Annotated in this window: 16 protein-coding genes; 13 read left to right on the top strand and 3 right to left on the bottom strand. The window is 48.6% G+C overall.

Going from position 1 to position 20,484, the window contains the following annotated elements; translation table 11 throughout:
• Window positions 1–25 precede the first annotated feature (25 nt).
• From AAH187_RS02585 to AAH187_RS02525, 13 genes are all read left to right on the top strand, one after another.
• Window positions 26–5,224: a glycosyltransferase gene (locus AAH187_RS02585; RefSeq protein ID WP_342346867.1), complete on the top strand. Its 5,199-nt coding sequence runs from the start codon at window positions 26–28 to the stop codon at window positions 5,222–5,224.
• Window positions 5,225–5,257: 33 nt separating this feature from the next.
• On the top strand, window positions 5,258–6,493 hold the full coding sequence (locus AAH187_RS02580) for a glycosyltransferase family 9 protein (protein ID WP_342346866.1): 1,236 nt from the start codon (window positions 5,258–5,260) through the stop codon (window positions 6,491–6,493).
• A gap of 67 nt (window positions 6,494–6,560) precedes the next feature.
• Complete coding sequence (locus tag AAH187_RS02575) at window positions 6,561–8,378, top strand: glycosyltransferase (protein ID WP_342346865.1); 1,818 nt, start codon at window positions 6,561–6,563, stop codon at window positions 8,376–8,378.
• A 39-nt stretch (window positions 8,379–8,417) separates the two neighbouring features.
• Window positions 8,418–10,073 carry a glycosyltransferase family 9 protein gene (locus tag AAH187_RS02570; protein ID WP_342346864.1) on the top strand — a complete coding sequence of 552 codons (1,656 nt, stop codon included), beginning with the start codon at window positions 8,418–8,420 and terminating at the stop codon, window positions 10,071–10,073.
• Complete coding sequence (locus tag AAH187_RS02565) at window positions 10,054–10,602, top strand: hypothetical protein (protein ID WP_342346863.1); 549 nt, start codon at window positions 10,054–10,056, stop codon at window positions 10,600–10,602. The genes AAH187_RS02570 and AAH187_RS02565 overlap by 20 nt, the downstream gene beginning before the upstream one ends.
• A 238-nt stretch (window positions 10,603–10,840) precedes the next feature.
• Window positions 10,841–11,668 (top strand): flagellin, encoded by an 828-nt coding sequence (locus AAH187_RS02560; RefSeq protein ID WP_342346862.1) that lies wholly within the window; start codon window positions 10,841–10,843, stop codon window positions 11,666–11,668.
• Between the two features lie 67 nt (window positions 11,669–11,735).
• Entirely contained in the window at window positions 11,736–12,134 is a 399-nt protein-coding gene (locus AAH187_RS02555; protein ID WP_342346861.1) for a flagellar protein FlaG, read from the top strand.
• Between the two features lie 121 nt (window positions 12,135–12,255).
• Window positions 12,256–13,671: a flagellar filament capping protein FliD gene (gene fliD, locus AAH187_RS02550; protein WP_342346860.1), complete on the top strand. Its 1,416-nt coding sequence runs from the start codon at window positions 12,256–12,258 to the stop codon at window positions 13,669–13,671.
• Between the two features lie 15 nt (window positions 13,672–13,686).
• Complete coding sequence (gene fliS / locus AAH187_RS02545) at window positions 13,687–14,079, top strand: flagellar export chaperone FliS (protein WP_342346859.1); 393 nt, start codon at window positions 13,687–13,689, stop codon at window positions 14,077–14,079.
• Between the two features lie 13 nt (window positions 14,080–14,092).
• The gene (locus AAH187_RS02540; RefSeq protein ID WP_342346858.1) at window positions 14,093–14,407 is read left to right on the top strand and encodes a hypothetical protein; all 315 of its coding nucleotides are present in this window, start codon (window positions 14,093–14,095) and stop codon (window positions 14,405–14,407) included.
• Window positions 14,408–14,724: 317 nt separating this feature from the next.
• Window positions 14,725–14,979: a hypothetical protein gene (locus AAH187_RS02535; RefSeq protein WP_342346857.1), complete on the top strand. Its 255-nt coding sequence runs from the start codon at window positions 14,725–14,727 to the stop codon at window positions 14,977–14,979.
• A gap of 85 nt (window positions 14,980–15,064) precedes the next feature.
• Complete coding sequence (locus tag AAH187_RS02530) at window positions 15,065–15,670, top strand: PilZ domain-containing protein (RefSeq protein ID WP_342346856.1); 606 nt, start codon at window positions 15,065–15,067, stop codon at window positions 15,668–15,670.
• Window positions 15,671–15,728: 58 nt separating this feature from the next.
• A complete protein-coding gene (locus AAH187_RS02525; protein ID WP_342346855.1) occupies window positions 15,729–17,348 on the top strand; it encodes a CsgG/HfaB family protein in 1,620 nt (539 codons plus the stop codon).
• A 63-nt stretch (window positions 17,349–17,411) separates the two neighbouring features.
• On the opposite strand, the gene AAH187_RS02520 is transcribed toward AAH187_RS02525, so the two are convergent.
• The 3 genes from AAH187_RS02520 to thiL all read right to left on the bottom strand — a co-directional run bounded on the left by AAH187_RS02520 (window position 17,412) and on the right by thiL (window position 20,475).
• On the bottom strand, window positions 17,412–18,827 hold the full coding sequence (locus AAH187_RS02520; RefSeq protein ID WP_342346854.1) for an HD domain-containing protein: 1,416 nt from the start codon (window positions 18,825–18,827) through the stop codon (window positions 17,412–17,414).
• A 124-nt stretch (window positions 18,828–18,951) separates the two neighbouring features.
• Window positions 18,952–19,410 (bottom strand): DUF2062 domain-containing protein, encoded by a 459-nt coding sequence (locus AAH187_RS02515; RefSeq protein WP_342346853.1) that lies wholly within the window; start codon window positions 19,408–19,410, stop codon window positions 18,952–18,954.
• 21 nt (window positions 19,411–19,431) lie between these two features.
• Window positions 19,432–20,475 carry a thiamine-phosphate kinase gene (gene thiL, locus AAH187_RS02510; RefSeq protein ID WP_342346852.1) on the bottom strand — a complete coding sequence of 348 codons (1,044 nt, stop codon included), beginning with the start codon at window positions 20,473–20,475 and terminating at the stop codon, window positions 19,432–19,434.
• Between the last annotated feature and the right edge of the window lie 9 nt (window positions 20,476–20,484).

Raw genomic sequence — 20,484 nt, 5'->3', positions numbered from 1 at the left:
AAATATTGGTTCACGAGAACACATAATGTATACGTTTCCTGAAAGTCCCTTAGCACATAAATGGCTTGATGGCCTTTCGGGTTTAGAAATCGGGCCTTCTACCCACAATCCTTATGGATTGAAAACGCGAAATGTTGGATTGGGTGGAGAGGGGTATACTCAAGAACAATTATCTTTGACCGGGGAGGTTGCTCCGATTGATATATGTGCTGAGGCCAGTGCGATACCCCTTCCCAGTGAATCAGAAGATTTTATCTTAGCGTCTCACGTCATAGAGCATTGTCCGGATGTCATTAAGACTTTACTGGAGTGGTATCGCATTGTGAAACCTGAGAAATACCTTTTTTTGGTTGTCCCTCATCGGGATGCGGCTCCCTCTGATCGGGGAAAACCGCTTACCGAATGGGACCATGTGGTTCAAGATTATATGAGACACGCTACACCGGATTCGGAGCCGGAGGGTAAAAGCTTTCTGTACTGTCACTATCATGTCTTTTCCCCCTCTTCCATGAAAGACTTTGTTTCTCGAATTTTTGGAAGTCGTCTGACGCTAGTGGAAGAACAAGATCCAGATGATAAAGTGGGGAACGGATTTTCATTAGTATATCGAAAGACCAAAGCCATTCAAGAGGCATTTCCTTGGGAATTTCAGGGAGGAGAGTATTCCATGAATGTCTCCAGGCCGGCCGATTTTTATCAAAAAGAAAAGAAAGAGGAGATGATCCTTCTCAATAAACCAGTACGCCCAACTCTTCCTGATAGGCAAAAGGGAGAAGCTTTGGTTATGGAAAAAGTTTGCTCTCATGAACAAAAGGGGAAATGCAAAGATATGCTCGTTTCTGTTGTTGTAGCCGCTTATAACTCGGAACGTTTTATGCGGGGGGTATTGGAAGATTTAGAAGCACAGACTATAGCGGACAGGATGGAAATTATTATCGTAGAAACCGGCTCCGAAACCCAAGAAATTGACATTATTCGAGAGTTTCAACAGCGTTTTTCGAATATCATTTATGTCAGGACATCTGAGCGAATTAGTGCTGTCGCGGCAACAAATCAAGGCGTTCGTATGGCTAAGGGGAGTTACATTACTCTACTACCCACAGATGATCGGTTGCGTAGCGATGCATTGGAAGTGATGGCCCGTGAACTTGAAGCGCATCCGGAAGCCGGAACGGTATATGCCGATGTATTTATGACCCAGTTCGAGAATCAGACTTTTAAGCGTTTTATTCGAGGGGGCTATTCCATTCGTTTCGATTTTAGTCCCGATATGATGTTGGCCGGCTATCCTATGGGACCTTTGTTCATGTGGAGGAAAAAGGTTCACGAAGACGTTGGGTTATTTGACGAAAAATTCCTTTGTGCAGCCGATTATGACTTCCATTGCCGTGTCGCGCGACAGTATCCAATGCGCCATATCCCGGAATTTCTTGGCTTGTATTTGCAAAATCCGAAAGGGGTCGTTAATTCCAATCCCGAAATTAGCCAGGCAGAATTCCGAGCTATTATTCATGCAAATCGACCGTATTTTCCTGTGCCTATTCAGAAGCCTCTGCCAATCCTTCAATACGAAAAGCCCGTATTTCCTGGAAAAATTGTCAATATTGGCATGGTGACCTTTAATCGACTGGAATTTACGAGGCAGGCCATTACTGCGCTCATTCAACATACTTGTTTTCCGCATGTCATTACTGTTGTCGACAATGGAAGCATGGATGGCACGCCAGAATATTTACAAAAGCTTCATCAACAGGGATTTATTACTAACCTTGTTTTGTTGCGAGAAAATGTTGGGATTGCCAAAGCTTCAAATCTGGCCTGGAGCCAGGAACCTGACGCTGAATATTACCTGAAGCTTGATAACGATATTGTGATCCAAAAGCCTGGGTGGTTATCCAATATGGTGGAGGTTATCGATCGTATCCCTGAATTGGGAGCTGTTGCGTACAATTTTGAACCGATGAGCTATCCGGTCAGGGAAATAGGGGGGATGCCCCTTCGTCCAAAGAGGGGAAACTTGGGAGGTGCGTGCATTCTCATCCCCAAAAGAACACACCAAACATTGGGATTTTGGTGCGAGGATTATGGGTTATACGGTGAGGAGGATGCGGATTATGGGCTGAGAATTCAATTGCAGGGATGGCAGAATGCCTATATGAAAGACGAAGAAGTGGGGTTGCACCTACCTGCAGGACGCGCAGCTCGAATTGATGAGGATACGTTAACGGCCACCGATGGGGTTGAAGAAGATACGCATGCTGAATATCGGACGTTCAAAGATGAATGCCGGCGAAAGAATGTACGGGATATCTGTGAAAAAAAATTTGAAGATTATCAAGCAGGGGGGGAATCGCTTTATTGTTCGTCTTCCTTTGTTAAGGAATTTTGTAAAGACCCGGCACGCTTGGACCGGCCTGACGTATCGACTCCTCAAAAGGTTCAGGCTGATGAAAAGCCAAGGAACGTTTCTCTGAAAAACACTCAGTCTCTTTCTCGAGAACGTGGCCGAATGGTTTCCGTTATTGGGTGTGATTCTATCTGTGGTCATATTCGGCTCCTCCAACCACTTCTCGCTGGTGAGGGGATCTGGAGAAAAGGGGCGATCGTCAGCGATGCCAATATCATTGTCGGGGACATAATCCCCCCTTCGGGGGTTGGCCATGTATGGGTATTTCAGCGCACATGTTTGATGGGTGCCGCTGACCTGAGTAAGGTCCAGTCCCAGGGCACCCGTCTTATTCATGATTGTGATGACTTATTGTGGAAAATTCCCGCCGACAATCCGAATCTTCGGTTTTTGCCTCCGCCCAAAATTGAGCAAATGTTTCGGCTCATGGCTATGGCGGATTGTGTGACCGTTTCAACTGAACCCATTCAGGCGGATTTGAGGAAACGCGGAATTCATTCGACGGTTCTTCCCAATTGCTTAGTGCCACAGGAATGGGAAGGGTTTATGCCCAAGCGTCGAGTCGGTTCCCGCCCCCGAATTGGATGGGCCGGACAGGCGAACGTACATAAAGGGGATACGGCGATTCTGGAAACGATTATTGAGGCATTAAAAGGTGAGGTCGAATGGGTGTTCCTCGGAGATGCACCGCGGACGGCCAGTAGCCTGGGAGTGATCAGTGAAACGTTCTCCATGGTGGACTTGGCGCAGTATCCTGAAAAATTAGCCAGTCTTAATCTGGATTTGGCGCTATCTCCATTGGTTCCCAATGAATTTAATGAAGCCAAGAGTGATATTCGGATTTTGCAGTATGGCATATTGGGGTATCCCGTTATCGGAACGGACATTTATCCCCATCAACAGGCACCGATTCTTCGATTGCCGCATGAACCCCAAGTTTGGATTAATGCAATTCGTGAACGGATTTACGATTTAGACGCCTTGGAAAGAGACGGTGATCATCTCCGTCAGTGGGTCTTGACTCATCGCCTCATTGAACATGTACTTCCTCAGTATGAGCAAGCCTGGCTGGGCCGTGAAGTTAGACCCCAAACCCAGGAGCCTTCATCGAGAGTGCAGTTTACACCGGGTCCCACCTATACCCCACGTAACCAGGTCAAGCCTCATTTTGATTGTTCAATCATTATTCCTGTGTGGAATAAAGTGGAATTGACACAGCAGTGTTTGACCCATTTGGCAGAGATCACGGATAGCTGTTCCTATGAAGTCATTGTGGTAGACAATGCGTCCACCGATGGCACTCAGGCATTCCTCTCTTCGTTGAGTGGTGATATTCAGGTTATTACGAATCCTGACAACTATGGTTTTGCCAAGGCCTGTAATCAGGGGGCAGCCGCCGCAAAAGGGCGGTTCCTTGTTTTTTTAAATAACGATACGATACCGAAAACGGGATGGTTGCGAGCATTGGTGAATGAGGTTCAGGAACATTCCGATGTTGCCATTGTGGGAAGCAAGCTGCTGTATCCCGATGACACCATTCAACATGCCGGAGTGGTGTTTTCCAAAAATTGTTCAACACCCTATCATCTATTTCGGGGAGCGTCAGGTGACTTACACGCCGCCAATGTTCGCCGTGAGTTTCAGGTCGTGACGGCAGCATGTATGTTGATCTGCCGTGAGGAATTTGATGCGGTCGGCGGTTTTGACGAGATCTATCGGAACGGTTTTGAGGATGTAGACCTGTGTCTCAAAGTGGGAAAACGGGGAAAGAAAGTCATCTACCAACCGGAAAGTGTGCTCTATCATTTGGAGCATCAAACGCCCGGCAGGAAAGACCCTGAGGCCGAGCGGCACAATGGCAGAGTGCTCATGGACCGATGGGCTTCTACCATTGTGGTCGATGAGGATCTCCATACGGTTCCTGCAGGTTATGCTAACCGGTATTATTTTCGTGATGGGTGGCTTCGACAGTCCCTTGAACCCTTTCAAAGTGATGGGGAGCGCACACGTTGGAAGCGAGTCCAGAGGGTACAAGAGATCTTACTAAGTCAGCGATATGATCCGGCCAAGATTCAGAATAACCAAAACGACTTGGAATTGCGTGGCCTACTTTCCGAGAATCGGGAATGGCCAGAAGATGGCGAAGTGCTCAAATGGGCTGCCAAACTTTGCCAATCGTTGCAGATCTTGGATGAGGAACAGGCGTTTTGGAAACGAACACTGAGTGTTGGTGAAGATCGAGAGTCACGGGAACGGCTGGCAACACTCGCTCTCATGATGAAGGATCTCCCGGAGGCGACTCAACATGTTCAGGCTCTCCTTCGAACTGATCCCAACGATTCTTCAGGTCATTGGTTGCAGGGAGTGTTGTTGATGCAATCTCAGCAATGCGCCGAAGCCGCCAGATCATTTCGTCGAGCTCTTCAATGTGGCTCAGACTCTCGAAAAACCGGCCTTGGATTGGGAATGGCGTGTATGGGAATGGGAGACTTTAACGAAGCTTGGAGAGTGTTCGATCAGGTTGTGAATGATCATCCTGACGATTCCGACGCGATGAACGGGTTGATCCAGTCCGGCACGGCACTCGAGCTGTGGGGAGATTTACGTCAACGGCTGTCACGATATATTGATCGAAATCCTGCAGACTGCGATCGGCGGTTTGCGCTGGCTGGAATTGACTTTCGTGCGGGTCGACTGGATTCGGCCAGACGCCAGTTTGAAATGTTGAGTCTCTTGAAGCCCGACTTTGAAGGATTACACGATTTAGAAGTTCTTCTGCGGAAGGGGCCTGTTGATCGTCATGCGATGGCCACTTAAACAGAGGAACTTCTTGCCTAGTCAAGTTAGCCTATGTCCCGAGCGCTCTTAATTCAACTGGCTCGTCTAGGTGATTTGGTCCAATCCCTTCCTGTTCTGACTGCTCTGCAGTCTGCCTACCCCGAACAAGCGCTAGACCTCCTCTGCCCTTCTCCATTGGTTTCGCTCGGGGAACTTTTCCCTTGTGTGAACAGGGTTTTCCCCTGGAAGGGGGAACAATGGCATGAGTTAGCTGGGATGAAGCAGACAGATTGTGAGCAACTTCTTGTCCAAGCTAACCACCATTTATCCGAGTGTGCCTTCTCGACGTATTCGCTGGCCTATAATTTGAATAACCATCCTCGAGGGATTCTTGCTGCCCATGTTTTGGGTGATCGAGTTGTCGGCCCTGGAGAACAGGGACCATTGAATCCGACACTGCCTGCATGGGCAGGTTATTTACGTCAGATCGCTCACGATCGAGGGAGCAACCGGGTGCATTTAGCGGATGCTTTTTGTGGGTTGTGTCAGGTGCTCCCGCCATTAGACATTCCATTCGTGAAGGCCCCGGTGGTGCAGTTGCCTCTTGAGCTGGAACGGGTGATGAATGGCCAACCTTCTACGATCATAGGGATTGTTCTTGGTGCGGGAGATGCTGATCGGCGAATTCCCCTTTCTGTGTGGCAGGACCTGATTGCTGCATGTGCTGAGCTCATTCCTCAGAGTTACCTGCTTTTGATCGGGGGTGCGGGAGAACAAGAAGCGGCATTGGCCTTAGAACATCGCCTTCCTGCCCACTATCTGAATCGGGTGGTGAATGGGTGTGGCAAGACCTCGTTGCCTCAACTGGTTTCGATCCTTAATCGATGTCAGTGGGTGGTTGGATCCGATACGGGACCATTGCACCTTGGTGCGATGTGTGGTGCACGGGCGATCGGCTGGTATTTCTCCAGGGCCCGTGTTCATGAAACGGGTCCTTATGGCATTGGTCATTATGTGTGGCAACACGAAGGTGGGCAACTTCCTAAGAGTCCGGATGATCATGGAACCAGAACGACAGGATCATCTTTTGCCCATTGGCCTGTCATGGAAACGGTCCATTTGATGCGAGAAGAACAGGTAAATTCAACAACTACCGAGTGGAATCTCTGGGCCAGCCATCGAGATGAATGGGGCGCGTTTTATACCAAGAATGGCCAGCCTGATAAAGATGTGCGCTATCGAAAAGATATCTGGGAAGGGTTGTCTCGGTTGGCGAATCAAGACCTTCGGATGGAAGTATCGAAGTAGTCGGGAATACTCCCGTTAGCAAAACCGAGCGCTGTGTTTCCAGAGTAATCAACAAGGGATCGATAAGATGGATGTGTTGAAACAGAATATCGGTATCCTTCGCTACCAGGATCCGGTTCTTGCCGCTCAGATCTTACAGGTATCAGGAGGAACGCTGTCGATTCAGCCAGCGAAATCTGGAATGCCAACGGCGCTCGTCAACTCACGGTATCTCCATAGTGCATATGATCCCGTTCGAGAAGCAGAACGCTGGGCTGAAGAACGGCTGAAAGACTGTCAAACAGGAGAAACCATTGTTGTCCTTGGCGTGGGACTGCTCTACCACGTGGAAGCCTTACGTCGGGTGTTGTCCCAAGATCATGTCATTATGGTGGTGGTGCCGAATCTTTCAGAATTTGCGGATTGTGTCTCCGTGCGGTCGCTTGAGGGGTGGGGTGAACGGGTTGTGTGGGTGGTGGGTTCCATGGCTGATAGGGTTGCCCGCGTGACACAGAGCTCCAAGAGGGTGCGAATTCTGAGTTACGAACCCGCCGCCACCATTCATCGCGACCACTATGAGGATTTTCGTCTTCAGCTTCGGGATCGCCTCGCTCAACAATTAAGCGGGGCACTTCATATTATGGTGGTCGGTCCCATTTATGGCGGGTCGCTGCCCGTTGCCCGCTATGTGGTAAATGCATTGGAAGCCCTTGGGCATCGTGTGAGTTGGGTGGATCATAGTCCGCATTATGCGGGATATCAGAATTTAGAAAAGATACGTGATCATCGGTTGCGGCTCACGGTTCAACAACGGATGAGTGAAACGCTGGCGGTGATTAGTCTGGCTCATGTGGCGGAAGATCCACCGGATCTGGTTCTGGCCTTGTCTCAAGCGCCGTTGACCATGGCGGTTTTGGAGCAAATGCGTCGAAAGAAGGTGTTAACGGCCATGTGGTTTGTGGAAAATTTTCGTCATTTAACCTATTGGCAGCAGATGGTGACGGGTTATGACTTTTGGTTCGTGATGCAACAAGCCCCATGTTTGGAGGCTTTTAGGAAAGCCGGAGCATCACAGGTATCGTATCTTCCGTTAGCCGCTGACCCGGCCATACATCAACCCATGACCTTAACTACTCAAGAACGCCAGGAATTTGGTGCCGACGTGTCTTTTTTGGGAGCAGGCTATAGGAATCGGCGTGAACTGTTCCCGTCTTTGGTTGGGCATAATTGGATGTTTAAATTATGGGGGAATGAATGGGACAACCCGGGGGTCTTGGAGGCGGTCCTTCAGAGAGGCGGGGCGCGTATTGATACTCCGACCAGTGTGAAAATTTTCAATGCCACCTCGGTCAATATTAATTTGCATTCGTACACGGGAGAGGGATTCGATCCGGAAGGAGATGGGGTGAATCCCAGGACATTTGAGTTGGCGAGTTGTGGAGCTTTTCAAGTAGTCGATGATCGCACCTTGCTTCCGGCCCTCTTTGATGAATCGATGATGGCGGTGATCAACAGTCCGGATCAGCTCCTCACAACCACACAAACCTATTTGCACGAACCAGCCAGGCGGATGGCCATGGCTGAATCGTCCCGGAAGCGGGTGTTAGAGACGCATACGTACGTGCATCGGATGAAGACTCTTCTAGGTGCCGTGGGCATGGCCAATCCTGACCGCTTAGGAGCTATTCTTCAAGGGGATCGTCATGCTGAGTCATTGATAGCTCGAAGTGAGAAATCCCCGGAATTGATTCCCATACTGAAACAATTTCCTCAAACCGATCGTGTGGAGTTAGTGGATGTGGCGAAACACATTCGGAAGAAAGGGCCCGAAGCCCAGTTGAATCGTGAAGAATTACTGATTCTGATGATGGATGAATACCGCCAGGAAAAACGGGATTTTCTTTGAGCCCTTGATGGCATGAAATTTCACTAACGGCAATTCTTTATGAATAAACAAGTCCTCATCATCAATATTACCCGGATGGGAGATTTGATTCAGATGGTTCCCCTGCTGTCGCGGTTGGAGGAAGAATGGCCTGGTGTGGCCATTGATCTGATTGTCGATAAAGAATTTTCCCATGTCGCGAGTCTTATTCCCGGGATACGACAGGTGTTCGTGTTTGATTTTCAGCTGTTGATGGATGAGAGCCGGGTCCGAGCGCGGGATATGGTGGCTCTGTATCAGGATCTTGCTCGTTGGATTCAACCATTGCTCCAGGTTGGGTACGATCGTGTAGTGAACCTCACGTTTAATCGCCGTAGCGCATTTCTCGTGAAATATTTCGGATGTTCTGATGAGCGTGGGATGACCACGGCCCAGGATGGAAGTTTTATCGTGAAAGACCCCTGGATGAAATATTTCGTGGATTTTCACGTGTATCGGCAATTGAATCGATTCAATATTGTTGATCTGTTTTCGCTCGGTGGAAGTGGGGCTGGAACCTTTCACCCCATTCGCTTGCAAGTCCCGCCTCAGATACAGGAATGGGCGCGGAACTATTTACGGCAAGCAGGCAACCCCCATGCCTGGATTGGCATCCAAGTCGGTGCGAGTGATCCAATGAAGGCTTGGCGTCCGGAATATTTTGGTCAAGCGATGGCACACCTCAGTCAACAACGGCAAGTGGGGTTTGTCCTGATTGGCACGAAGAAAGAAGAACCAGATGTTCAGGAGGCGATCCGCTGTTACCGTCAGGCGGGAGGCCAGGGAATCCTCTGCGAAGCGGTTGGCCAAACCACCGTTCCACAACTGATCGGGTTGCTTGAACATTGTCAGTTGATGGTCACCAATGACACGGGACCCATGCATATGGCGGTGGGCGTGAATACTCCAGTCCTCAATGTGTCGGTGGGCCATGTAGATTTTTGGGAAACAGGACCGTTTGGGCCAGGAAACTGGGTGATTCAGCCGGATATTCTTTGTGGGCCCTGTGGATTCGATAAGATCTGTCCGCATCATGCCTGTAAAGACCATATTTTTCCTCAGGAGGTGGCTGAGCTCTGCTTACATCTCTTGGGTGTTCGTTCCTTTCCAACATTTTCCTCCAAAATTCGAGTGTATGAAGGCGGTGTCAATGATGATCAGTTAGGAACATTTATATTACGAGCGGGGACTGAAGACTCGAGAGTCGCCTGGTATGCCGAGTATTGGCGCCAATATTGGTATGAATCTTTTACGGGTGACTCGAGCCAAGTTCCTTTTCCCAAAGCATCTCCACCTGATTGGCATGATTGTGAGGATCTATGGCATCGAATGGCTCCCCAGCTTAATCAGTTATGTAGGCAGGCTGATACGGTCTTGGCCCTGTGTCGGCAAAGGCCTATTCCCGTTGAACTGTTAAAGGAGGGACAACGTCAATTGTCAGTCGACACACTCGCCATGCAGCAGATTGCCAGATCCTCATTAGCCTTTGGGCCTTTAGCGATGGCGTTTTTTCGAGAGACATTTAGTTTGGAGGCTGCGACCCTCGCTGGCATGGCCGAGGAGAATGCTCGGGCGTATCATACGTTCCGAACCCGCGCGGGTGAACATGTGACACGGTTGGCCGAGAGATTTACTCATGATCCAAGGAGGATTCGATATGCGTGTGAAATTGGATGAAGACATTTGGGAGGTGAGTGATAGTGTTCAGTTAGGCCAGGTTCTAGCTGATTTGAGTGATCGGGCACAGGCTAAAGGGTGTTTGGTGACAGAATTGTTGGTTGGCGATCGAAAAATGACTGATCGGGAGTTGGTGTCCCCCACCCTGGCCAAAATGGCCAGCTCTTTTGGTTCCATCGCAGCAGTGAGTAAACGATTGGAAAACATTGTGGAATATTCTCAAAAAACTGGAGACAAATTCGGACAACAGGTCCGCCTTCAAGGCCAGAGTTTTGTCAATAAATTTCGTCAAGGGCATGGAAATTTTCGGCAGTTAGACCAATGGTTTGGACAAATAGCGGATTACCTTGAGTGGCTGCAGGTTCATGAGTCTGTGGGCCTCAAGAAGCCCGAAGTTCTTAAAGATTTGGCCTGTTGGGTCAATGAACTCATGAAGGCTCGAGAAATTGAAGATGTCGTTCGAATCGCAGACATGTTGGAATATGAAGTGCTCCCTCGTCTGGCTCCAACCATTGCGCCCACTCGGTAAACGCAGATGTCTTTCCGACTCAAAACGGCTGGTCAGGTAGGTAGACAGGGGTTCATTGAAAATAATTTATGGGTGACGAAAAACCGTCTCTTAAGTTTTTTTCATGATGGTCGATATATACGATTGAAGTTGAAAATTGGTTCATTTCAGAAACCCTAAGGAGGCCTATCGGCTCACCTGATTTACTTTCACCCCCAAAGGACGGATCCTTTGAGGCCCAGCCATCAAGGAGGAATGTATGGCACTTATTGTTAACAACAACATCGCGTCAATCAACGCCCAACGAAATTTGGGCGTGAACAGTGCTCAATTGGAAGGATCGGTCGCCCGTCTATCTTCGGGTTTGCGGATTACCCGAGCGGCGGACGATGCGGCAGGATTAGGAATTTCGGAAACTTTACGGGCGCAAATTCGTAGTATTAATCAAGCGGTGAGAAATTCCAATGACGGCATTAGTTTGCTGGCGATTGCAGACGGTGGTGCCGAAGGTGTCGGTAATTTGTTGGGCCGGCTTCGGGAACTTGCCGAGCAGTCAGCCAGTGGAATTCTTGGCTCAAATGAGCGGTCCTTCCTGGATCAGGAATTTGTCGCCCTCCGTTCGGAAATCGATCGAATTTCTTCAGTGACCGAGTTTAACGGAGTAAAATTGTTGAGTGGAGCCGACAATAACTCCCTGAGCATCCAAATCGGTTTCCGAAGTTCAGCAAATGATACGCTGTCTATCGCTCTCAATGATTTGACAACTGAAGCTATAGGTCTGACCTCGGTCAATGTTTCGACTTCTGGTAATGCCTTAAGCGCTCTTTCCAATATTGATAGTGCTATTAGTGCAGTCGCGACTGCTCGAGCGAATATCGGGTCCTTGCAAAACCGGATCGATGCTGCAGTGGGAAATCTGCAGGTGGCCGGTGAGAATATCACCGCTGCTGAATCACGGATTCGTGATGCTGACATCGCCTTCGAAACAGCAAAGTTCGTCCGGAATCAAATTTTGGTTCAGGCGGGCACCTCAATTTTGGCTCAAGCCAATACGATACCGCAGCAGGCCCTGGCCTTACTGCAGTAATCAGTCACAAGGAGAAACCGGGCCTAAGTCCCGGTTTCTCCTTTGAGGAAAGAGGGGGAAACCCACTATGATTTCAACACTTTCTGATAGCGCCTCTTTCATAACTGTTTCAGTTGGAAATGAGATTCGCGTGCGGGATGGACAAAAGCCCTTAGCGGGGGATGCTCAGCGCCCATCCGAAAAAATGGCACCAGTTTTTCCCACCGACTCTACTGAGGGTCACACGGTCATCACACCATTGACGGCTGAGCAGGTACAAGCGACCGTGACTCGCCTCCAAGAAACATTGAAACATGTCGATCCCCGGATTGAAATATCTCTGGAAAAGGATATTAATCAGGTAGTTTTTCGGGTTGTGGATCAAGAGTCGGGGGATCTTATCCGACAAATACCTTCAGAGAATATGATAGAACTTGAACGATTTATTACAGGGCAGATCGGACTGTTTGTGGAAGAGGACATCTGAACCACAGTTCAATCGATTGGTTCTATTCACCGGTCATAAGTCCAGCCACACGAGAACTTGGGTTGTGCGGATGTCGATTTAGTGCTTCTTTACGGAATTGTAAAAAATAAAGGCATAGCACATGGCTATTAGTTTTGGTGGACTCGGTAATGGCGTCGATTTTGGGCCAATAGTTGATGCTCTAGTCCAAGCGAAACGGCTACCGATTGATGGGCTGACCACACGTAAACTCGATGCACAAAAAAAACAAACCGAATTGGGCTTGCTGGGAGGGAAACTGTTGAGTTTGCAAGGTTTGGCCAGCAGCCTTCGTACTCGGGTGAGTTTTAATAAAAACCAAGTCAATGTCGCTTCTGCCAGTGCGCAGACTCCCTTGTCTGCGAGTGTGTCTTCGGCGGCGGCCCCAGGCACCTATCAGGTGACCGTGAATCAACTTGCCTCCGCCCATCAAATTATATCTAAGGCCTCCACGGCGGTTTCGTCAATTGATACTGATATTGTCAATGGAGCATCGGGGATCTTTCAATTTCAGGTGGGAAGTGGTTCGACTCAAACGGTAAATTTAAATGCGGACAGTACATTGGAAGACTTGCGTGCAGCGATTAATGATCTGGGGGTAGGAGTGAGTGGTTCAATTTTAAATACGGGCACCGAGGGATCTCCCCAATTTCGCCTTGTCTTATCTGCGAATGAGACAGGGGTGGATCATACCATCACGATTGTTGGTGATGACACAACATTGAATACCGTCACGACAGGAGTGGATACGTTTCAGGCTGCTCAAGATTCTGAGGTGGTCTTGGGAACGACGGATGTCGGAGCTGGTACCACGGCGATTACCATCAACCGATCAACCAATACCCTGTCGGATGTGATTGACGGCCTGACTCTTAATCTCCAAGCCATTGATGCCACTAATCCCGTCACTATCTCAGTGACCCAGGATAACGCAGCGGTTAAGGAAGCTATTTCGGAATTCGTTGCGGGGTATAATGAGATTGTTTCCTTTGTGAATGAACGAACTTTTTATAATACAGAAACAAAAGAACGAGGAATTTTCGTTGGAGAGAGTTTGGCTCGGAATGTTCTTGATAGAGTCAGGGAGTCGGTCTTTTCCCAAATCAGTGGTCTGACGACCTATACGGGAGTTTCCCGAATTGGATTCGAGACCCAAGCAACAGACGGGACGATTAAATTGAATGAAGCAACGCTCGATACGGCGTTAAGCACCAATTTTTCGGCGGTGCGGGACTTGTTTGTTAAGAACGTCACCACAGGGACAAATGGAATCGCGGAAGGCGTGGTCAATGCCATTGACGGGTTAGATGACATCGCTACAGGCTCTCTGACCATTCGGCAAAAGGCGTTGACCAAACAAGTAAATGATTTTACCAATCAAATATCTTTTAAAGAAGAAGCTTTGGCTCGTTTTGAAGAACAACAACGTTTGAAATTTGCCAATTTAGATGGATTATTGGCTAGATTGCAAGGGCAATTGAATCAGTTGCAAAATGCTTTTCCATCGATTAATGGCTAAAGAGAGGATGATCGTATGATGGTTGGTGCTCAGTCCTATGCAAACACGCAAATCCAAACTGCTTCTTCGGTTCAAGTGATTGTGTTGTTATATGATGGGGCTATTTCTTCTATGAAATTAGCGCAGGAGGGGATGTCCACGTTGAATTATCAGGATAAGGCTCGATTTCTCGATCGTGCGCTTCGAGTGATCGGGGAATTATCGGCCTCCCTCAATATGGAGGAAGGTGGGGGGATCGCACGAGACTTACGCCGTATGTATGAATACATTCAATTTGAGTTGACTCAAGCCAATCTGAAAAATGAACCCCGTCGCTTAGAGAGCCCTATCCGATGTCTGTCTCTTATCCGAGAGGCCTGGGTGGATTTGGCCGTTCAAGGTACGAAGTCTCAGGCGGTCGGGATCTAAGCACCGGTGTAATATGTCTGAAGTTAACTGCCTTGTTGAACAGCTCACCCAAGATGCTATTGAGGCAGCACGACATGGTCAATGGGATCAAGTCATCGTTCTCTATGAACAGCGCCTGTCCCAAGGACTACAATCATCCATTTCTTTAGATACCATTCAAGTCCTAATGGAATCTGACCAATGGCTCGTTACCAGGGTTAAAGAGGTCCAAGCGGCGATTAAACAACATCTGAATGATATTCAGGATCATCGCCGCAAGTTAGAGATTCTAAAACGGCAGTGGGGAGAAAGTTCGACGACCCGGGTCCGACACCTTCTGACCATATGAACATAGAGGGAGATGTTAGAAGGTTTTCCGTGGATTGTACCATAGGATTTTCGCCTAGGACCCAATTCCAATATCTCTGCCTGACATGACAAATTTTTCCCGTTACCATTTTGACGAACAGAGTCAAGGTACTCCTCATACTTTGAGGAAACTTTTCCCATGTTAACTTCTATCCTACATTTGTCTCGGAAAACAACCGAAAAGAAAGATAAGCTGTCCATGTATGACAATTGCGAGATTGCATCCCTCAAAGATGTGATTTCTCTTTTTAGAGTATGACACGGCTGGTTGTTTATTCTTCCATTTGAAGGAACGACATGATGACTCAAAAATCGGCATCCTCTGCAAACGCTTCTTTGGCTGTATTGCCCGATAATTCTGTACAAAATGGGAAATTATTACATTCGCTCTCCAATAAATTGCTACCTATTGTGGTATTCTCCGAGTTAGCGTTACGTCGGTGCGAAGATGATCAGCTGAAGCGACAATTGGAGAAAATTCATGGGGCTGCCGAACAAGCCAGGGATATTCTTGTGGAAATTCGCAGCCTTCATGCCCCGAGGAATTCCTAGTATGAAATCATGGTTCTCGGATTCTTCAGTGTTGCTAATCCCTGGATTATGTGTGATGGCAGGGCTATTCTTATAAAGGTGTCTTATGGATATCGTGGCTTCTGAGGATCGACGTCAAGATTGCCGTGTAGATGTGCCGGTCTGTCTGTGGGTTGAGATTCCTCTTGCCTTCTCTTATGAATCGATTGATCTTGATGCGGCAGAATTCAGCCAGTGGCAATGGGATGAGTTGGCGGTTTCCCCGGATTTAGTCAAGGCCATGGTGGATGAAAAGGATCTTACCATCCGTGATCCTTTGCTTCTACAGATGGTCACGCGTATTGACTGGATGTTGACATCCATTCTTCGAACTTTGGGGAAAGACAAAAATCTCAAGGGGGCTATTCCAGAATTTACGAAAGTGAGCCTATGCGGTTCCGGAATGAAATTTTTTTCTGAAGACTCATATTCCCTTGAATCTTTTCTTGTTTTACGCCTCATTTTGCGGCCATTTATTCCGATTCAGGCTGTTGGGAAAATTGTTAGAGTTGATGCTATACGAAAAGGCAAGCGACAGGGGTTTGAGATTGCGGTGGAGTTCACTAAAATTTCTTCCGATGATCGCGAAGCGATTATTAGACACACACTTCGGTCTCAAGCCACCATGCAACGGCTTCGCCTTAAGCAACCTGACGATTCCGTTCTTGATTAGGGCTTCGGGAATCTTCTGGTGTCTGTTGTCCTGTCTTGTGATCGTGGCAGGATGTCAGATGCCACCTGACGTTGTTCTTTCTCCCCATCCGGTATCTTCATCGTCTATTTCCTCTCCGCACCCTCGTGTTCTTGAAGGACCGTATAGTATTGCTATCCTGCCTTTTGAGAATATGAACCCGCACCCCCAATTTAATTGGTTACGTCGTGGACTACAGGAAATGCTGGTGAGTGATTTGGCCCAATGGCCGCAACTTGAGGTGGTATCACGAGAGGCGTTGGGTTCGGTCTTATGGGAACAATGGCTCCAACAGCGTGGGTTTTCAGCAGGAGAGAATGCTGTCGGTCTTGGGCGGTTAAAAGGAGTGCGGTATCTCATTCAAGGGAGAATTTATGCACAAGAGGAGACCCTTGCCGTAGATCTGCAGATTGTCAACGTGGAGACGGGGGTGGTCGTGGGGGCAGTCAACGCCAAAGGGTTAGGGTCGGATATCCCGGGTTTGGAACAAGACATTGTGACTCGCGTCATTGGTGTGTTTGACCCTTCTCTTAATGTAGATACTCGATCAATGTCAGATCAGTCGGCAGAAAACTCGCAGCCGTCCTCCAGTCGGCCTCTTGAGGGTTCTCAGGAAAGGCAATACGTGCCTTTCTCGGGATCAGTGCATTCTCATTCGGTGGATCAAATCGATGCCCTCCTGTCATTGGAAAAGCTTACTCATCAGAGAAGGGAGGCGTATTGGTTAGCGGAAACGATTTGGCATGAGGGGTGGGTATCTGAAATTGGGCACCCCCTCCACCAGGTTTGGCAATTCCCGAATAATTCCATGAGCTCTGTGCCAGTCATGGCTATTCCTATCTCACTGTTTTTCTCTCCTCAACGGCTTGCCCATATTTTTGAACAGGCGCAGAAGACAGAAACTGATTCTGCGGGATATGTGGATTCTGATGGATTCCGGACGACCATAGATGAGGGTTCTGGAGCTCAGTTATTATTTGTTGAACAATTTCAGAAGCCGCGGCGTGTATTTATTCGTGCTCTTAATGAACAGGGAGATGTGGTGGCCATTTTTTCCGATTGGGGATGGCGGACGGAACGTAAATTTTCAATGCAAGGTACTCAAGGGGTATCCGTACCGATGTGGCCGAATCCGTTTATCACGGGTTTCGTGCAATTTCCAGTTGAGTGGGTCAAGCGGGAAGCGCAACATGTGACATTTGATAGCGTGGTGGTTCCTGTGCCAGATGAGCAAGTCCTTGTTATGCTGGAGCCCATCGGAGAGTCCAAAGAAGAGGGAAGTGAGATTTCTCGAAAAGTTGATCAGGGAAATGTTTTTCTTCAGGATTTGGGGAATCTGATCAAATCGAATTGGACCCCATCGATAACTGAAAGACTTCCAGTGCGTGGGTATCTGCCAGGCAATAAACGGACGGCGGTGGGTATCGTCCATACACACGAAGGGAAAATCCGTGACATCCAATTTCAGCAATGGCCTGAGGATCCGTTTTTTCTGCAAAGCTTACAAGATCTTCAAAAGAAATTATTGTGGTCCTGTCTGGAATGTCAGGTCTCCGGTCAGATTGTCCCTCATCTTCCAGGTTCGGTCAAAACCTTTCGTTTGCAACTCACGCTGGTGAAAGACATTCACTCCCTCCATCTGGGCAGTCGACCTCACTAACCTGGCACTCGATTTTCTCATTCCCGAGATCCATGGGGGGAGGGACTGTTCCTGTTTAATCACTTAGGATGGTTGGATTAAGTTTGGCCAGTGCCGTCGGAGGGTTTTCTCGGCGGCGTTGGCAAGTAACTCATCGATGGAATGATTCTGGCTGAATACTCGCAGGGTGATCATCCGAGCTGGAAGATATTGGAGATATTTCTGAAGGCTATCTTTTTCCACCGTGCCTTTTGCGGGGTTCCAGACAAATATTTGAAAGTTCCCCATGTTGAGCAAATTAATGGGGCGAGGGTCTTTATGAGCAAAGTCTACTCGAATATCGTGGCGACGATATTTAGTAGGTAACAGTCGACGCATCCGGTTCAGAAATACCTGAGGTTGAAAGGATGATGATGCGGGCTGAATAATGGGGAGTAGCGTGCTGAATGCGGTTTTCCACTTCACATGTCTTCCGATAATTTGACTCCACTCCAATCCCAGTTGGCGTTTGTGCATGGAGCGCGCGTGCTTCCAGGAACGAACCGTTTCGATGACATGCCAATCGGTTAAGTGCAGGTATTGGGGTAGGGATTGGAGAGGGTTTTTTTTGCACAGGATCTCCATGGTGGGTTGAAAAATTTCCTGAAGATGAATGTCGATTGCTCGTGTGGTGCGATGGTAGTAGACATTGGAATAGAGATAGAGTCTGGCGTGTAAAAACATTTGCAACGCAGGAAGTCCTGATTGGTGGATCGTGAGACCCTGTGATGTAAAAAAGGTGTAATGAACGAGTCGTTCTATGTCCACCGGGCCAATAGCTACACCGCACATATAGGAATCCCTGAGGACGTAATCACAATTATCCGGTGTATAAATTCCGCCAAGAAGTGGTTGTAAGGCGATAACCCATGGAGGCAGACCTTTTGTCGATTTGTGAGGATCCTTAAGAATGAGGAAGGCGATATGATCCGGGTCCAGGTGCTCTCCTGGAGCAAACGGTCCTGAAGGACTCCGGCGGATCTTTTTGATGATTGGAGCCAAATGGTCACGAATAATGTGTTGGCCGAGCACTTCATGCGTCAGATTAAATTGATGAAGGAAATGATGGTCAAAAAAATGGCAAAACGGTCCATGTCCGATATCATGGAGCAAGGCCGTGATGCGAATAAATTCTTCTAAGAAATGACACGATGGTATCTCGGAGACGGTTTGGCATAGCGACGGATAGAGCCGAGCCATAAATCGACCTGCCAGGTGCATGGTCCCTAGGGAATGCTGGAAGCGGGTGTGCTCGGCGCCTGGGTAGACCCAATGTGCACTCTGAAGTTGGAGAATATACCGAAGACGTTGAACCCAGGGAGAATCAATCAGGTCTTTTTCGGTTTGTTCCGTAAACTGTGGTAATGAATAGGGAACGGTGATGGAAATATACCCGTGTATGGGGTCGGCAAGAAGCGAGACGCCATCAAACGGGGATGAGAGTGGTTCTGATGTGGGCATGGGCTAAGAGTCTTTCCCTGTTCTCAATCCCCTCAATGTTGGAGAGTGACGGATTATCACAAACAGCATCGGGAGAGAACTGTTTCTGTTTTCGATTTGCTGGTGCGTCACGTTTTTTATTCTGCTAGGAATTCTTGAGTCTCCGGTAGCGGGTAATGATCCATCGCATGATGGGATAGGCCATCAACGATCCGACAATTGACAGGGCACAGGCCCCAACGAGAAAAGGTATGAGGTAGGGGGAAAGCATGTCAAACATATTGTCCACGTTCATTTGATCCCACTCAATCGTGGTAGATGTGGTAGATGAGGATGTGCCTACCAACAGCATTCCGGTATAGAGACTGGAGGCTAAGATTGGAACAAGTGTCCAGGGATTGTTGATGAATGACCCCAGAAAGAGAGCCAAGAAGTTCAGCCGGAAGGCCCAGGCGCAGAACACCACGCTGGCCGTGTGGAAGAAATAATGTGGCGCGAATGCGATAAACACACCAAGAGAAAATGCCAATGCCGTGCGGTGAGGAGTTTCCCGAAGGTGTAGGACCTGAGTCAGTTGTTGTCGGACTGATTCAAGCGTTACCATGGACAACTCCCTGACAATCTCCTAGTCCGAAAAGTGCACATAACTTTTCGGTACAAGTTTTTGAGTCCTGCCGTTTTGATGAGTGATTTGAATTCCCGAACGACGAGAGGTAATGACGCCAATGGCGGTTGCAGGAATCCGTAGTTGTTTGATCGCCAATTCAAGGCTGTGTTGTTTTTTTGGAGATACGGTGAACAATAATTCGTATTCTTCCCCTCCATGTAGAACCCAGGGTAGGGGATCTGCTCTCACTTGTGAAGCATACGCGAGAAGATGAGGGGATATGGGTAGGCTGGCCTCCAGAATGAGAGCACCTACCCGGCTCTGTTGGCATAAATGTTCGAGATCCCCCGAGAGGCCATCAGATAGATCCAACGCGGCCGAAGCCAAACGGCGAGAAGACAACACCCTTCCCAGTGCAATACGAGGGGTAGGGTGGAGATGGCGCCGAACTAAAAACTTCATGGGTTGCCGCAAGGTGGAAATCTTTTCGCGTGAAGTTTGATGGGGCAGACATGCCAATCCTGCAGCCGAGTTACCTAAGGATCCACTAACATAGATGATGTCTCCTTCACGAGCCCCACCTCGCGTTAAGGCATGACCGGGTTCAACCTGTCCCAGTATGGTGATTGCCAGAAACAGAGAAGAATGTGATGCTGAAGTATCCCCACCCACGAGTTGAACCCCATGGGACTTGCAAGGAGCGGAAAGCCCACGATACAGGTCTTTCCAGTCTCCATACCTCACAGAAGAGGGAAGGGCCACGGCCACCAGAATATAGGTGGGAGTGGCTCCCATTGCGGCAATGTCGCTGAGATTGGCCACGGCAGCTTTATAGCCTATGTCATAAAATGAAGCGGTCTTTTTTGAGAAATGAATGTCTTCAACGAGGAGGTCCGTGGATATGACAAGATGGGCAGATGAGGGGTGAGCCAGAAGTGCGGCATCGTCTCCCATGCCAATGAGCGTCCTGGGACCCGGTTGGGAAAATCCACGAGTCAGGGCGCGGATGAGTTGGAATTCCCCTATTTCTGACACGGGCGCCTGGCGGCGGGAAGGGGACATGATCAAAAA

This window comes from uncultured Nitrospira sp., from assembly GCA_902500695.1.
Taxonomy (GTDB): domain Bacteria; phylum Nitrospirota; class Nitrospiria; order Nitrospirales; family UBA8639; genus Nitrospira_E.
The sequence above is the reverse complement of the archived record's forward strand: the minus strand, read 5'-3'. Positions and strand labels throughout refer to the sequence as shown.